A 14,845-nucleotide genomic window follows, 5' to 3' on the forward strand; every position below is an offset into this window, starting at 1 on the left:
GGACTACCGCACACATCAGTGTTGTCCGTTTTTCACTTAGGTCCACTACGGTAAAATCAGAATATTCTTTCTGATTTTACCTTCAACGAAACAATTCGATTGACAATAGAGATACTTATTTATGCAATGCTAATGATATAATGTATATAAATTTGCAAATAACTACATAAAATTTGATGATTTTATAAAGAATCATGGCTGGAGAATAGAGGATTGGGAGGAAGTTGATTTTCTAATCCGAGACGTAGAACTTACTGATAAAGTACTCAAGAGCTTACCTTTTAAAATCAGGAGAAATCTTTTAGCTGCAATCCAACATTATCAGAGAATTGAATTAGCAGCACATTTAGATTGTTCACCGAGTCTACTGACTAGAATTCTTGATTATAAAGAAGAAAATGATTCAAAGGAAAACCTTCTCGTACCTCTAGCTAGATTGTTAGAAGCTCCCTATTGGGATATAAGGTTTAATTCTTGTGATACGAGTCGACGATCATTTGTTGAATATAATTATGTTAAAACAATTTCATTAATAGAATTAATATCTGAATTAAATATTGAACCAAATATTGTAAAGTTTTTCAAAATTAAAATAAATCAGGAGTATTTTATAAGTGAAGGATATGAAGGATATATATTTGTTAAAGTGATTTCTTTCTCCAATTTTATAATAGTGGAAACAATGGGGCTTAACCATGAAAAAGAAGAAATACATGATTTTATTCATTACGGTATCCGAGATATTGTACGATGTATTATTGTAACTCCAGTGATACTTCGAAAAACTAAAAAGGTGATCTATGTTTTAAAAACATCTGATGAAGAAGACCCTGAAGAAATGATTAATTATATTTCTACAATGAGCAAAAGAAAATTCACTCGCATTATTGGTGAAGGAAGTTATTGTTTTAAAAAAGTGAAATGGTGAATATGAATTTTCTAATTAGAAAACCTTCTAGCATGCAAAATAATTAGTTCTAGGGGGGTGTATCGATAATTTTTACCGATATTGAATTTTCCAATTTGTTGGGGAGCCTCCTAAGTAAAATAGGAGGCTCTTTTACTATAGAAAGAAACAAGTCAAATAAATTAGCGAAGGTACGCGAAAATAGGTTTAGATAAGTGGAGGAAAGATTAGTGAAAAATGATATGGGTAAAAGGAAGAAAATTAAGTAACGGAGCCTCTCTATACTTTCGTAAGGCAATCTCCTTTTAACTAAAAAACAATTATTAGATATTTTATTACCTTCAAATTAATAAAAGGAGGAAAGGAAATGCAATATGAGGACTTAAAGGAAGTACTAACTGTAAAAGATATCACACTGTTTTTAGGAATCAGTAGGGCAAAAGCTTATGAGTTGGTTCATTCAGGGGAATTTCATACAGTTAAAGTCGGTACTAGGATACTCATACCTAAAAAGTCTATCCAGAAATGGTTAGAAGGAGACGATTAAGGATTATACGGCTCTTAAACTCAAGCCATCTATGTTTAATACTTTTAACACTAAGTCATACTGATAATGGTGATTTAAGTTTAGGTGCCCAGTCAATTAAAGGAGGAAGGTCAATGACTGGTCGCATAACCAAGGATAAAAAGACAAACAAGTATTACTATACAATTGAAATTGGCACAAAAGAAAGTCGCAAAAGGAAAGTTAAAAAGAACTTCAAAACAAAAACGGAAGCTAAAAGTGCTTTAGAAATTGCCATGGCGGAACTTCGAAAAGAAGAGCATGGTAAGGAATCTAGGAAGGAGTGGACTTTAAACGGTTATTTCGATTACTGGCTTAAAACCTATGCCAAGTCAAGCACCGCGCCTAACACATTTAGAGGTTATGAAGGGATTATCCGTGTACATTTGAAACCTGATCTTGGACATATTAAGCTTCATGAGTTAACGGTAATTCAAATTCAAGATTATTATACTGATAAATTAGAACAAGTATCCGCCCAATCTGTCAAACACCATCATCGATTGTTATGTAAAATGTTAAACGATGCAATTGATTGGGAATTTCTGACCAAGAATGTGGCACTGAAAGCCAAGCCTCCCAAACCAGAGAGATTTAACCCGACCTTTTATTCTAAAGAGGAATTGAATCGACTGTTTGAGGCAGCAACAGCAAGTACCGTGTACCATCCGATTATTTTTACGGGAGGACATACAGGAGCGCGTTTGGGTGAATTGAGAGCTTTACAATGGGAAGATATAGACTTCAATGCACGTAAAGTGTCTATTAATAAGTCTGCTTATATGGATAAAGACGGAAAGACCCAAATTCGAGATTTAACTAAAGGCAAAAAAGACCGTACCATTATAATTGGTAAAAGTCTGATGGTGTTTCTAAAGACTCACTTCGAACGGTATCAAGAAATGAAAACGCTACTAGGGGATACGTTCAATCCAAACTACCTTGTTTTTTTCAATGCTATGGGTGACTATATTAAACCGCGCGAATTACATCGAGCGTATAAGAATGCCATTAAACGAGCAGGTCTTAAAGATGCACGATTTCATGATTTGCGTCATTCACACGCAACGGTCTTACTGACAAAGAATGTACATCCGAAAATAGTCAGTGAGCGTTTAGGCCACTCTAAACCAAGTATTACATTAGAAATCTATAGTCACGCCACATCTTCTCTTCAAGAAGAGGCAGCTCATGTGTTTGATGAAGATGAATAAAGCATTTGGCACCCAAATGGCACCCGGGATGAGATTCTCTGATGTGAAGGCTTTAGTTTTGTTCTAGGAAAAAGCCTTCAACCCCTTGATATGTAAGGTTTGGCGGGACTGTGTAGGAATCGAACCTACCGGAGACGGCACGCGCCTCCCAAGCGGTTTTGAAGACCGTGGCGAACACCAGTGTCACAGCCAGCCCCATGAAGTATTGATATATCAACATTTTTATCGTGTACTTACTCACAAGGTTTTACTCTTAAAGTCACGCATTCTATTATGTAATACATAGTTGATTTCGTCAAGTAGAACGGTTAAAGGTACTAAATTGCTAGAGGGATTCTGAATTATAACAGATTAACAAAGTTTTACAAGTCCTTCTTGTTATGGACGGTTTTCTGGAATGGTTCGAAAGGTATAGATGCCTGAAAAATTTTTATTAAAGGGTAAGGTGAAGAGAGGAATTTTCCACATTAATCTGAAAGATAGGTTAGAATTATTAAATACAAAACGTTCATATAATTGATTATTTTAGGGAAGCATAAATGCATAATAGGTATTTTTGGTAGTAAGTGAAGTAAATACTTTAATACTCAAAAAGGAAAAGAGAATGTTATGCATATCATTTATAATCTTTTGTATATATTAGCAGGTTGGCGTTGGGGAGATTGGAGAAATTGGAAAAAGTATTATCCAACAATACTTTTTCTTATTTTATGTGACCTACTACATAATTTTTTTGCTTATAATCATCCTTTATGGATATACCATGAAAACTTATTTCCTCAATTACTTCTGAATCATACAACTATCTCATTATTGTATTTGCTGTTTATGTATCCTGTGACGATTTTGATCTATCTGAAATATTTCTTTAGAGCAGATAAATGGAGAAAAAGAGCTTTTCATTATGTGTTATGGGTTCTCATATACATTTTTTCTGAGTTTATTAACCTCCAGGTAGGTTTATTTTCTCATCACAATGGTTGGGAAATGTGGCACTCAATATTATTTGTTATGATGATGTTTATTTTATTTCCAATCCATTATAAAAAACCTCTATTAGCTTGGGCTATTAGTTTCCTGATTATTGTACTGATAGTGTTCAAGTTTGATTTGTATCTTTATTTCAAGTGATATGGGTGACTAGGGGGTTGTTATACAACGGTTTCTGAAACTTGGTATGGAGTGTTGTTCTGTATCACTTTCACATTCTTGTGAGTCGTTTTATATATTCGATAAATTAAATATTCAGTTTGTAATTGTAACCATAAAAAGCCACCAACCATTAAACCAATATACAATCTTGTTTGTTTTCACTTCTTCGATACCTAAAAGTAGATAAATGGATGTAAAACATTTGCTAATAATAATATGAATGTCATTCAATCACCTTAGATTAATTAGGAAAAACGATTTTTTTAATTCACTTTTTGAAGGGGAGATAAAGCCTTGAAAGCAAATAGGTACGCACATATATTTTCACTTACCGTAATTATTTGGTAATTTTTTTGTTGACACTATCCGTTTAAACGCTTACACTAAAGGTAGTTAATAGACATTAGTGTTTCATAGTTAAAGTGAAAGAGTTGTTGTTTAATGGGATTGAATAAAGACCGTCGAATTGGTCGACATGCAATTCTTCTGTTGCTTTCTGATGATTCAGCTCAACAGCTTGCTAAGCTGGAGCAATCGAATTGGAAGGGGTGTACAGGGAAAGTTGGTTCGATGGAGGCGCATAAAGTAGTGGCGGCCATTGAAACAGCAGCTAAGAAAAATGGAATTATCGAATCAAATGTGTATCGTGAATCTCACGCGCTTTATCATGCGATTATTGAAGCTCTGCATGGTGTGACGCGAGGCCAAGTTCAGTTAGGATCAGTCCTTAGAACAGTTGGTCTAAGCTTTGCTGTTTTGAGGGGGAATCCGTATGACAGCGAGCAAGAAGGAGATTGGATTGCGGTTTCTTTATACGGTACGATTGGTGCACCGGTTAAGGGATCGGAGCATGAGACGATTGGCTTAGGAATTAATCACATATAACTGCCCATAGTTATTTTAGTTAATAGGGGGCTATATCTTGAAATCAAAAAATGATTTCAATGATATAGCCCCCTTTTCTATTGCTTCTTTACTATGGTAAAGAGATGAAGGGAGAGAGTAATATGGTTACATTAAATGGTCAAACCCTCACGTTTCCAGAGGTGAGGCGTGTGCTTTTTGATAGAGAGCAAGTCACGGCTTCTGAGGAAAGTGTTAAGAAGGTGCAGGCTAGTCGAAAGGCTGTTGAAAGAATTGTAGATGAGGGGAAAACCGTCTACGGGATTACGACCGGCTTTGGAAAGTTTAGTGATGTGTTTATAGGTAAAGAGGATGTCGAGGCCTTACAGCTGAATTTAATAAGGTCACATGCATGTGGGATAGGGGAGCCTTTTCCAGAAGTTGTTTCAAGGGCGATGGTGCTTCTTCGGGCCAATGCTCTACTTAAAGGGTACTCTGGTGTGCGTCCAGTGGTTATTGAGAGGTTATTAGATTTGGTTAATAAAGGGATTCATCCGGTCATCCCACAGCAAGGCTCGCTCGGTGCCAGTGGAGATTTGGCTCCACTCTCTCATTTAGCTCTCGTATTAATTGGCGAAGGTGAGGTCTTTTATAAAGGAGAGAGAATGCCAGGGATTGATGCGTTAACGAAGGAAGGAATTTTTCCTATTACGTTAACCGCAAAAGAAGGTCTGGCTTTAATTAACGGAACTCAAGCGATGACAGCAATGGGGGTTGTTGCTTATTTAGAAGCGGAGAAATTAGCCTACCAGTCAGAACTGATTGCTGCGCTGACGATTGAAGGCTTACGCGGGATTACATGCGCGTTTGATGAAGACATTCACTTAGCTCGGGGCTACAAGGAGCAAGTGCAAGTAGCAGAGAGAATGCGCCATCATTTAGTAGATAGTAGGTTAACAACGAAACAGGGGGAGATACGAGTTCAAGATGCGTACTCCATTCGTTGCATCCCGCAAGTACATGGAGCGACGTGGCAGACACTAAACTATGTCAAAGAAAAATTAGAAATTGAAATGAATGCGGCCACAGATAATCCCCTTATTTTTAATGATGGAGAAAAGGTGTTATCAGGAGGGAATTTTCACGGTCAGCCGATTGCGTTTGCAATGGATTTCTTAAGCATTGCGATGGCGGAACTAGCTAACATTTCAGAACGACGAATTGAACGTTTAGTGAATCCGCAATTAAATGATTTACCGCCATTTTTAAGTCCTGAGCCGGGATTACAATCAGGGGCCATGATTATGCAATATGCAGCAGCATCTCTAGTATCAGAAAATAAAACGTTGGCTCATCCAGCTAGTGTTGACTCCATTCCGTCGTCTGCCAATCAAGAAGACCATGTCAGCATGGGGACGATTGGATCAAGACATGCGTATCTGGTGATTACGAATGCACGTCGTGTGCTTTCCATTGAGGCTATTTGTGCGATGCAGGCAACAGAAATAAGAGGAATCGATCAAATGGCCCAAACAACAAGACAGTTTCTAACGAAGGGGAGAGAACTTGTTCCTTCAATTACAAAAGACCGAGTGTTCTCCAAAGATATTGAAGTAATTAATGCATGGTTAAAAGACAGTGAATTTCATTTTGATAAACAAACTACAAACAAAATTCATTCGTAAAAGGAGAGGTAAAAATGACAACCAAAAAACGAATCATTCGAGCGAAAACAGGTGTAGAGAGAGAATGTAAGGGCTGGGAGCAAGAAGCGGTTTTACGTATGCTATACAACAATTTGGATCCTGAAGTAGCAGAAAAGCCAGAGGATTTAATTGTATATGGTGGCATCGGTAAGGCGGCAAGAAACTGGGAATCGTTTGATGCGATTGTTCGGTCTTTAAAGCAATTAGAAGCTGATGAGACGTTACTCATTCAATCTGGAAAACCGGTCGGCATGTTTAGAACTCACCCGCATGCGCCGAGAGTGTTGCTATCAAACTCGGTATTAGTTCCGAAATGGGCGAATTGGGAGCATTTTAATAAGCTTGAAAAGGAAGGTTTAATGATGTACGGGCAAATGACAGCAGGGAGCTGGATCTACATTGGGACACAAGGAATCTTGCAAGGAACTTATGAGACGTTTGCAGAGATTGCGAGACAACATTTTTCTAATAGTTTAAGAGGTACGTTAACCTTAACTGCGGGTCTTGGAGGAATGGGTGGGGCGCAACCACTCGCCGTTACGATGAATGATGGGGTTGTTCTAGCTGTGGACGTCGACTGTGAGCGTATTCAAAAACGAATCGATACAAAGTATTGTGATCGAATGACTCATTCACTAGACGAAGCACTTGAGTGGGTAGTAGATGCAAAAGAAAAAGGAGAGCCTCTATCAGTCGGTTTAGTAGGAAATGCAGCTGCCGTTCACCATGAAATCATTGCGCGTGGCGTTCACATTGATATTGTCACGGATCAAACGTCTGCTCATGATCCACTCAATGGCTATGTGCCAGAAGGGTTTTCTCTAGTAGAAGCAAGAGAGCTACGTGAAAACGATTCTACTAGATATGTAAAACTAGCGAATGTTAGCATGAGAAAACATGTGGAAGCGATGCTTGAATTCCAAAAAAGAGGTTCCATTGTATTTGATTATGGAAACAACATTCGCCAAGTAGCAAAAGATGAGGGACTAGTAGAAGCATTTGATTTTCCTGGATTTGTCTCAGCTTATATTCGTCCTTTATTTTGTGAAGGGAAAGGCCCATTCCGCTGGGTTGCGTTATCAGGAGATCCTGAAGATATTTACCGTACAGACCGTTTGATTAAAGAGTTGTTCCCTGAAAACGAAGCTCTTTGCCGTTGGATTGACATGGCACAAGAGAAAGTGGCGTTTCAAGGATTACCTTCACGCATTTGTTGGTTAGGATACGGGGAACGCAAGAAAATGGGTCTAGCGATCAATGAACTTGTTCGAACAGGTGAATTAAAAGCACCAATCGTGATTGGACGTGATCATTTAGATTGTGGTTCAGTTGCTTCCCCAAACCGTGAGACAGAAGCGATGCTTGATGGCAGTGATGCAGTTGGGGATTGGGCGATTTTAAATGCGCTAATTAATACATCTGCTGGGGCGAGCTGGGTTTCCGTTCACCATGGTGGTGGTGTGGGAATGGGATACTCCTTACATGCGGGAATGGTTGTCGTGGCAGACGGAACAGAGTTAGCCGAACAACGATTGGAACGAGTGTTAACGACGGACCCTGGTATGGGTGTGATCCGTCATGCAGACGCGGGTTACCAGTTGGCAAAAGACGTGGCAAAAGAGAAAGATGTTGTGATTCCAATGGATGAAAGCAAGGAATGAGGAGGAATGATGATGAATCAGCATGTGGATGTGCTATTAATAAATATCGGACAGTTATTAACGATGGAGTCAACAGGGCCAAGAGCCGGAAAAGAGATGCAACAGTTAACCGTGATTGAAGATGCAACCGTGGCCATAGCAAACGGGAAAATTGCCTTTATTGGTACTTCCGAATCGGCAGAACCATTTAAATCAGAAAAGATCATCGACTGCCAAGGAAAGCTTGTTACACCCGGTTTAGTAGATCCTCATACACACGTGGTCTTCGGTGGATCACGCGAACATGAAATGGCCTTAAAGCAGCAGGGAGTTCCATATCTTGAGATTCTAAAGCAAGGTGGTGGAATTCTCTCTACCGTAAAACAAACGCGCGAGGCGTCAGAGGATCAATTATACGAGAAAGCTCGTTTTCACCTTGACCGCATGCTTTCATATGGGGTAACCACAGTAGAGGCGAAAAGTGGGTATGGACTAGATGTTGAAACGGAGTTGAAGCAGTTAAAGGTAGCGAAGCGTCTCCACGAAAGTCATCCGATTGATCTTGTTTCAACCTTTTTAGGAGCTCATGCCATTCCTTATGAGTATAAAAATAATCCAGAAGCGTTCTTAAAAGAAATGCTTGCCATGCTAGATCATATAAAAGAAGAAGAACTTGCTGAATTTGTTGATATTTTTACAGAAACAGGCGTGTTCACCGTTGAGCAGTCAAGAGATTATTTGGCAGAAGCAAAGTTGAAAGGATTCGATCTTAAAATTCATGCAGATGAAATTGATCCGTTAGGGGGGACAGAGCTTGCTGCTGAATTAGGTGCGATTTCAGCGGATCATTTAGTCGGAGCATCAGATAAAGGAATCGAGATGCTAGCAAAATCAGGTACGATTGCCGTACTCCTCCCTGGCACCACCTTTTATCTTGGAAAAGAAACATTTGCAAGAGCGCGTAAGATGATTGATGAAGGAGTAACCGTTGCGTTAGCGACAGATTTTAATCCAGGAAGCTGTCCGACTGAAAATATTCATTTAATCATGACATTCGCTGCCCTGAAATTAAAGATGACTCCAGAAGAAATTTGGAATGCGATGACAGTGAACGCAGCTTATGCGATTGGTCGAGGAGATACTGCAGGGCAACTTGTCGTGGGTCGAGAGGCAGATATCGTCATTTGGGATGCGCCTAATTATTTATACCTTCCGTACCATTACGGAGTGAATCACGTAAATTCCGTCTTTAAAAGGGGAAAGATTGTCTCAAAGAGGAGGGACATCATTGAAGATACCTTATCTACAAAAAGCTAATGCCGCATTTCTTGATCGCCATGTAACGAGGGCCTCAGATCTCATTCAAGAATGGGGTGGTGAATCTTTTAGTGGGGTTGGTATCATTGGGGCTCCACTGTCCAAATCCTCCATCAGTCATTCAGGAGCTTGCTTTGCACCTGGGACGATTCGAAAAGCTTTCTCTGCGTTTTCGACTTATTCCATTGAAGAAAACATTGATTTAGCGAGTTGTATGATTCGTGATTTAGGCGATATTGCGATGCATGTGACGGATGTTTTACAGTCTCAAAATCGAGTGTATGAAACGATTTTTCGTGTATTTGAAGAGAATCCTCTTTGGCTCCCGATCGTACTTGGAGGGGATAATTCCATTACGTATCCAAGTGTAAAGGGCTTCTCTAAAGCAAAGGGGAAAGTCGGCGTGATCCAATTTGATGCCCATCATGATGTGCGAAATTTCCAAGATGGCGGACCTACTAATGGGACACCTTTTCGCAGCTTAATTGAAACAGGAACAATTAGTGGTAACCATTTAATTCAGATTGGTATACGAGATTTTTCGAATAGTAAACCATATTTTGATTATGTAAACAACAAAGGGGTTACTGTGTATACAATGAAAGATGTCCGCCAGAAAAAAATGGTAGACATCATGAGGAAATCACTCGATAAATTAAAGGACGAGGTTGATTCTATTTACGTGTCTGTTGATATGGATGTGGTGGATCAATCACAAGCACCTGGGTGCCCGGCCATTGGTCCAGGGGGAATGGACACACAAGATTTGTTTGAAGCGGTTTCTTATTTAGGAGAACAATCGATTGTAGAAGGACTTGAGATCGTAGAAGTCGATCCAACGGTTGATTTTCGTGATATGACGAGTCGAGTGGCTGCCCATGTCATTTTGCATTTTTTAAAGGGGAAACGTAAAAGTGTTGAGATTTAACAGTAATAAACAACAAAGCAAACCATTCTCTTTGAGTTGGTTTGCTTGTTTTGTTTGAAATTAAAATTAGAAGACTGAAATTGTTTTTTAAAGGGAAAATACATGAGGAAAGGAGGAGTAACAATGACCAATATAATCGATGGAATGGATGCAGCAAGATTTAAATCAGCTAACCACCCAGAAGGTAAAAGACAAGAGAAAAAAATGAAAGAAGAAGAGAAGAAAATGCCTATGGTATTAAGAAATTTAAAGAATGGGTCTTGATTGAACTGGTTCACATTTTACTGTTACATCAGAACATCTATCGCTAGGGACAATCACTCCCTAGCGATTTTTTTAATTTTTGTGTAGGACTAAGTAGATTTAAATTCTCGCATCAAGGGATTGGATTTGCTCGTGAGCTTAGTTCAGCAGGTGAAGGTAAGAGAGGGACAGCCAATCAAGTCTTTGTGGAGTAATTCATTAAACGGATGAGAGAATGGAATTTTCTGATGAGATGATTGCTGAGGTAGAAGGGAGCAATCAGGTTGAATTCATCATTAATGAACTATACGCTGCCTCGCCGCTTATTACGATTTCCATTTACAAAGATGGATTTGGAACGGTGCAAGATTTGTTTTATTCATTTGTTATTAGTTTGTTTGGCTGCATGATGCAAGCGATGATTTCTTTTGGGCGATGTGTACCAAGCCAGCACATCTAGCTGACTTGGCGCGTACTCATCGTATCTCTACATGAATTTTAGTTTTCAAGTGTCCCTTTTGGCTCCGTTTGATCTAAGTCAATGTAATCTCTTTCAGGATGAACTTGACCTTTTGGGGGGGCTAGTGCTTTACATATAAAGGTAAGAGTTCGATCTACATCTTTTAATACCTCTTCAGAAAAAACTTCCTTTGTGTCAGGGTCAAACACAACCGCTTTGAATGTTTTATCCTCATTAAAATAAAGTTTTACCGCATCGCCAAATTCTTCAGGTGGATGATGATGTATGAAAATCTCATATGGCACATCTGAATTTTGTACATGCTGAATTTTCTCTACTATCTCTTGTTTATCCATAACTGTCCTCCATTTCTCTTTCTAATCTCTTATCTTTAGTGTGTTGTTGTTTTACTTATTTTAGTCATCTTAAGGACGAATGTGGGAGTAGAAAATATAGTGATTATAACCAAATAAACCGACCGCTGATAACAGGAAGAGATTAATTTAAGGACCATTGAGATATTACGGTTGATATCATATGTCATTAAACTGTTTAGGTATGTCAAATGGCAAACACTAAAAATAGAGGTCCCTAAATGACTCTTTAGGTACGTCAAAATTCAAATACTAAACATACAGGTACCTAAACCACTCTTTAAATCCTGAAAACGTAAATCTGATCAATAAAATTACTCATTTATAGTACTACTCTCTAATTTCTATACTATTTTCAAAAAATATACTCGATAAGACCTGAATTAATAAAAGAGAGATTCGGTCTTCGACGTGTCCTTTTCTTTGTTTCAGAATGATGTATATAGTATGATAATACAACATGCATAAATGGTTATTAAAGAAGGGGAATATTGTTATGAAACATTTTACAGTTGGGATGGCGGGTCATATTGATCATGGTAAAACAACATTAACGAAAGCATTAACGAATATTGATACAGATCGTTTAAAAGAAGAGAAGGAGCGAAATATTTCAATCGAGCTTGGCTATGCTCCATTAACATTAAATGAGGAGATGGAGGTATCACTCATTGATGTACCAGGTCATGAGCGTTTTATCCGTCAAATGATTGCAGGGGTCGCCGGAATAGATCTAGTCATGCTTGTGGTGGCTGGTGATGAAGGAATGATGCCTCAAACGCGTGAACACATGGATATTCTTCGTTTACTTGGTATTGAAAATGGCCTAATCGTTGTCACGAAAATAGATCGCATTGATGAAGAAATGCGTGAATTAGTTGAATTAGATATTAGAGAAAGTGTGGAAGGTACGTTTTTAGAGGAAAGTCCTCTCTTTTTTGTAGATAGTGTGAATGGTGAGGGAGTTGAGAAGTTAAAAGAAGGCATTGCACAAAAATTAGTTATTCATTCTAGTCGTGATGCAAGTGGAGCCTTTCGTTTACCGATTGATCAGGTGTTTACGGTTCATGGTCAAGGAACAGTCGTGCGAGGGACGGTCTACGAGGGGTTAGTGCAAGAAGGGGATGTGCTAGAACTTTTGCCGAAGAGGATTCCGGTGAGAGCAAGGCAGCTTCAGGTTCATCATCAACCCCGAGAGCTTGGGCGAGCAGGGCAGCGTGTCGCAATTAATGTAGGTGGTGTGTCCAAAGAGGAAATAAGACGTGGTGATGTGCTAGTCTCGAGAGGCCATTATGAAACGACAGAAACGATCGATGTGGCGCTAACGACCGTAGCAGAACTGCAATTTTCGCTGAAGCAACGCGGAGTCATTAAATTACATATAGGTACAGCTGAAGTGTACGGGAAGATTGTTTTCTTTGACCGTAATGAATTAGTAGAGGGAAATGAAGAGCTAGTGTGTCAGATTCGATTAGAAGAACCTGTTGTCACAAGACGTGGAGATCGGTTTATTTTAAGGAGACCAACGCCGACGGAAACGATTGGTGGGGGAAAAATCATTGATGCACATGGTGGGAAATATCGGTTTGGTGTAGAAACGATCGATGCACTAAAAGAAAAGATGGCGGCAACTCCTGAGGAACGTTTATTTCAGCTTTTATTGGATAAGAAAATGCTAACGGTAAAAGATGTAAGCAAAGAGTTAAATGTACCTGAGGAGGAAGTGAAAGAACAGCTTTCTCAGAATGAATCTCTCTTAAGTTTGCCAAGTGGAGAACTAACGAGTGAATCGGTTATGAGGACATTATCAGGTTCTATTGAAACTGAATTGGAGCGTTACCATAGTGAATTTCCTTTACGTGAGGGGATTAAGAAAGCAGAAATAATCCAAGGTTATCAAAAAACTTATCCGAAACGATTGGTTGATTGGACTTTAGAAGAAGGAACAAGAACGAGTTCGTTTACGATTCGAGGACCATTTGTCTCACTAAAGGAACATGAACCTCATCCACCAGAGCAATGGGGAAAGCGAGTGGATCATGTTTTAGCAGCGATTAAAAAAGAAGAGTTACAAGTGACGCCTATTCAAACTCATTTATCAGCTCAGCAGATTCCTCAAGGGTTGCATGACGAGTTAATTTACTATTTTCATCAACAACAAATCCTCTTTCAAATTGATGAAAAACTCTCCATTCATAGAGAACCATTTAAAAAAGCGGTTGAAACATTATTCAAGCAAACAGACACTGCATTTACTCTTCAAGACGCAAAAGAAGTAACTGGTTTGTCTCGGAAGTATTTAGTTCCGTTTGTGGAAAAGCTTGATAAGCTTGATTTGACATTACGTCAAGAGCAAGAACGGAAATGGAGAGTGAGTGAAGTTGAAAATTGGCTCGATAACGAATCCTAAAATTTTGTTCTTCACTCCTTACTATGAACAAAATCGTGGGAATGCGACAACGGCTAAGCGTATTGTAAAGGGCTTAACAACGTGGGGCGCTTCTATTCGAGTGTTTGCTTATGAGGAGCAATCGTGGGATGCAGAATGGGAATCATATTTCCATGAAGCTGATATTTACCATGTCATTCATTTAAAACGATTTGCCGAATGGTTTAAACGGTATTCTCACTTAGAAATTAGTAAACCCTATATATTAACTTCTGGGGGGACTGATGTGAATGAAGACTTAAAAGATGCTAATGCAGCTAGGCTCATGAATGCAGTAGCGGATCAGTCATGTGGGATAACGGTCTTTAGTGAGGATGGGAAAGAGAAGATTGTAAGGGCCAATCCGGTCCTCGCTGATCGGATTTACGTCATACCACAAAGTGTGGAATTACCGGTTGGGCAAGTAACGAGTGTAGAGTTTAGTGGAGATCCAGTATTTTTACTTCCTGCTGGGCTAAGGCCGATTAAAGATGTGTTTTACTTATTTGATGAGCTTAAAAAAATGCGTGTAACTTGGCCATCTCTCTCCTTTAATATCCTTGGACCAGTGCTTGATAAAAAGGTGCACCAAGAAGTCGTAGAGCGAGAAAAAGAAAATGACTGGTTTCACTATTATGATGCTGTTCCGATTGATCAGATGAAATCGATCTATGAGAAAGTGGATATTGTTTTAAATTCGTCTATTTCAGAGGGACAATCAGCAGCTGTTCTAGAAGCGTTGTCAATTGGGAAGATTGTTTTTGCGCGAAATAATTCTGGAAATGCGAGTGTTATCAAAGAGGGGAAGACCGGTTTTCTTTTTCATACACCAGCTGAATTTCATCAAAAAGTGACCGAATTATTTCATTCAAAAGAAAAACAAGCGGAAATTAGAGAAAAGGCCAAGACGTATATTGATCAGCATCATTCCTTAGACAAGGAAATGATGCAATTTTTAGAAGTGTACACCCACTGTTTAACAAAAGTGTACTCTAGCTAGCCGAGGCTAAATACTTTACATCTAACTAGCTTGGTGGTAAATTTTACAATGCAATTCTAATAGAAAAA

The 14,845-nt window shown here is 38.9% G+C and carries 14 protein-coding genes and 1 tRNA gene; 13 read left to right on the top strand and 2 right to left on the bottom strand.

The genetic code is table 11. From position 1 onward, the window contains the following. Positions 1 to 682: 682 nt before the first annotated feature. The 3 genes from PQ474_RS19500 to PQ474_RS19510 all read left to right on the top strand — a co-directional run bounded on the left by PQ474_RS19500 (position 683) and on the right by PQ474_RS19510 (position 2,686). Positions 683 to 928 carry a hypothetical protein gene (locus PQ474_RS19500; RefSeq protein ID WP_273846956.1) on the top strand — a complete coding sequence of 82 codons (246 nt, stop codon included), beginning with the start codon at positions 683 to 685 and terminating at the stop codon, positions 926 to 928. Positions 929 to 1,274: 346 nt separating this feature from the next. Then, entirely contained in the window at positions 1,275 to 1,454 is a 180-nt protein-coding gene (locus PQ474_RS19505) for a helix-turn-helix domain-containing protein (protein WP_273846958.1), read from the top strand. A 113-nt stretch (positions 1,455 to 1,567) separates the two neighbouring features. Beyond that, entirely contained in the window at positions 1,568 to 2,686 is a 1,119-nt protein-coding gene (locus tag PQ474_RS19510; protein ID WP_273846959.1) for a tyrosine-type recombinase/integrase, read from the top strand. Positions 2,687 to 2,786: 100 nt separating this feature from the next. Here the strand turns inward: PQ474_RS19510 and PQ474_RS19515 are convergent. Continuing rightward, a tRNA-Sec gene (locus PQ474_RS19515) sits at positions 2,787 to 2,883 on the bottom strand. A 412-nt stretch (positions 2,884 to 3,295) separates the two neighbouring features. Between PQ474_RS19515 and PQ474_RS26655 the strand changes: the two genes are divergently transcribed. The 8 genes from PQ474_RS26655 (at position 3,296) to PQ474_RS19550 (ending at position 10,975) form a co-directional block, all read left to right on the top strand. Further along, the gene (locus PQ474_RS26655; RefSeq protein ID WP_390186778.1) at positions 3,296 to 3,817 is read left to right on the top strand and encodes a CBO0543 family protein; all 522 of its coding nucleotides are present in this window, start codon (positions 3,296 to 3,298) and stop codon (positions 3,815 to 3,817) included. Positions 3,818 to 4,279: 462 nt separating this feature from the next. Beyond that, positions 4,280 to 4,723, top strand: a complete 444-nt coding sequence (gene hutP / locus PQ474_RS19520; RefSeq protein ID WP_273846961.1) for a hut operon transcriptional regulator HutP — start codon at positions 4,280 to 4,282, stop codon at positions 4,721 to 4,723. A gap of 122 nt (positions 4,724 to 4,845) precedes the next feature. Then, positions 4,846 to 6,366: a histidine ammonia-lyase gene (hutH, locus tag PQ474_RS19525; RefSeq protein ID WP_273846963.1), complete on the top strand. Its 1,521-nt coding sequence runs from the start codon at positions 4,846 to 4,848 to the stop codon at positions 6,364 to 6,366. Positions 6,367 to 6,380: 14 nt separating this feature from the next. After that, on the top strand, positions 6,381 to 8,048 hold the full coding sequence (gene hutU, locus PQ474_RS19530; RefSeq protein WP_273846965.1) for a urocanate hydratase: 1,668 nt from the start codon (positions 6,381 to 6,383) through the stop codon (positions 8,046 to 8,048). A gap of 12 nt (positions 8,049 to 8,060) precedes the next feature. Beyond that, positions 8,061 to 9,344, top strand: a complete 1,284-nt coding sequence (gene hutI / locus PQ474_RS19535) for an imidazolonepropionase (RefSeq protein WP_273846967.1) — start codon at positions 8,061 to 8,063, stop codon at positions 9,342 to 9,344. After that, complete coding sequence (gene hutG / locus PQ474_RS19540) at positions 9,316 to 10,272, top strand: formimidoylglutamase (RefSeq protein ID WP_273846969.1); 957 nt, start codon at positions 9,316 to 9,318, stop codon at positions 10,270 to 10,272. Before hutI ends, hutG begins: the two co-directional genes overlap by 29 nt. Before the next feature lie 123 nt (positions 10,273 to 10,395). After that, on the top strand, positions 10,396 to 10,536 hold the full coding sequence (locus PQ474_RS19545; RefSeq protein ID WP_273846971.1) for a hypothetical protein: 141 nt from the start codon (positions 10,396 to 10,398) through the stop codon (positions 10,534 to 10,536). Between the two features lie 214 nt (positions 10,537 to 10,750). Then, positions 10,751 to 10,975 carry a hypothetical protein gene (locus PQ474_RS19550; protein ID WP_273846972.1) on the top strand — a complete coding sequence of 75 codons (225 nt, stop codon included), beginning with the start codon at positions 10,751 to 10,753 and terminating at the stop codon, positions 10,973 to 10,975. Positions 10,976 to 11,013: 38 nt separating this feature from the next. On the opposite strand, the gene PQ474_RS19555 is transcribed toward PQ474_RS19550, so the two are convergent. Beyond that, positions 11,014 to 11,331, bottom strand: coding sequence for a hypothetical protein (locus tag PQ474_RS19555; protein WP_273846974.1), 318 nt, complete (start codon positions 11,329 to 11,331; stop codon positions 11,014 to 11,016). A gap of 514 nt (positions 11,332 to 11,845) precedes the next feature. Between PQ474_RS19555 and selB the strand changes: the two genes are divergently transcribed. Both selB and PQ474_RS19565 read left to right on the top strand, forming a co-directional pair. Beyond that, a complete protein-coding gene (selB, locus tag PQ474_RS19560; protein WP_273846976.1) occupies positions 11,846 to 13,759 on the top strand; it encodes a selenocysteine-specific translation elongation factor in 1,914 nt (637 codons plus the stop codon). Then, entirely contained in the window at positions 13,725 to 14,777 is a 1,053-nt protein-coding gene (locus PQ474_RS19565) for a glycosyltransferase (protein WP_273846978.1), read from the top strand. The genes selB and PQ474_RS19565 overlap by 35 nt, the downstream gene beginning before the upstream one ends. Positions 14,778 to 14,845 lie beyond the last annotated feature (68 nt).

Source organism: Halalkalibacter alkalisediminis (genome assembly GCF_028610705.1).
Taxonomy (GTDB): Bacteria; Bacillota; Bacilli; order Bacillales; family Bacillaceae_D; genus Halalkalibacter; species Halalkalibacter alkalisediminis.

What these genes read in the sequence shown, in the direction of transcription:
- hutP (WP_273846961.1), top strand. Translation starts at nt 4,280, where the DNA reads ATGGGATTGAATAAAGACCGTCGAATTGGTCGACATGCAATTCTTCTG.
- PQ474_RS19545 (WP_273846971.1), top strand. Translation starts at nt 10,396, where the DNA reads ATGACCAATATAATCGATGGAATGGATGCAGCAAGATTTAAATCAGCT.
- selB (WP_273846976.1), top strand. Translation starts at nt 11,846, where the DNA reads ATGAAACATTTTACAGTTGGGATGGCGGGTCATATTGATCATGGTAAA.
- hutI (WP_273846967.1), top strand. Translation starts at nt 8,061, where the DNA reads ATGAATCAGCATGTGGATGTGCTATTAATAAATATCGGACAGTTATTA.
- hutH (WP_273846963.1), top strand. Translation starts at nt 4,846, where the DNA reads ATGGTTACATTAAATGGTCAAACCCTCACGTTTCCAGAGGTGAGGCGT.
- PQ474_RS19550 (WP_273846972.1), top strand. Translation starts at nt 10,751, where the DNA reads ATGGAATTTTCTGATGAGATGATTGCTGAGGTAGAAGGGAGCAATCAG.
- PQ474_RS19500 (WP_273846956.1), top strand. Translation starts at nt 683, where the DNA reads ATGGGGCTTAACCATGAAAAAGAAGAAATACATGATTTTATTCATTAC.
- PQ474_RS19505 (WP_273846958.1), top strand. Translation starts at nt 1,275, where the DNA reads ATGCAATATGAGGACTTAAAGGAAGTACTAACTGTAAAAGATATCACA.
- PQ474_RS26655 (WP_390186778.1), top strand. Translation starts at nt 3,296, where the DNA reads ATGCATATCATTTATAATCTTTTGTATATATTAGCAGGTTGGCGTTGG.
- hutU (WP_273846965.1), top strand. Translation starts at nt 6,381, where the DNA reads ATGACAACCAAAAAACGAATCATTCGAGCGAAAACAGGTGTAGAGAGA.
- PQ474_RS19555 (WP_273846974.1), bottom strand. Translation starts at nt 11,331, where the DNA reads ATGGATAAACAAGAGATAGTAGAGAAAATTCAGCATGTACAAAATTCA.
- PQ474_RS19510 (WP_273846959.1), top strand. Translation starts at nt 1,568, where the DNA reads ATGACTGGTCGCATAACCAAGGATAAAAAGACAAACAAGTATTACTAT.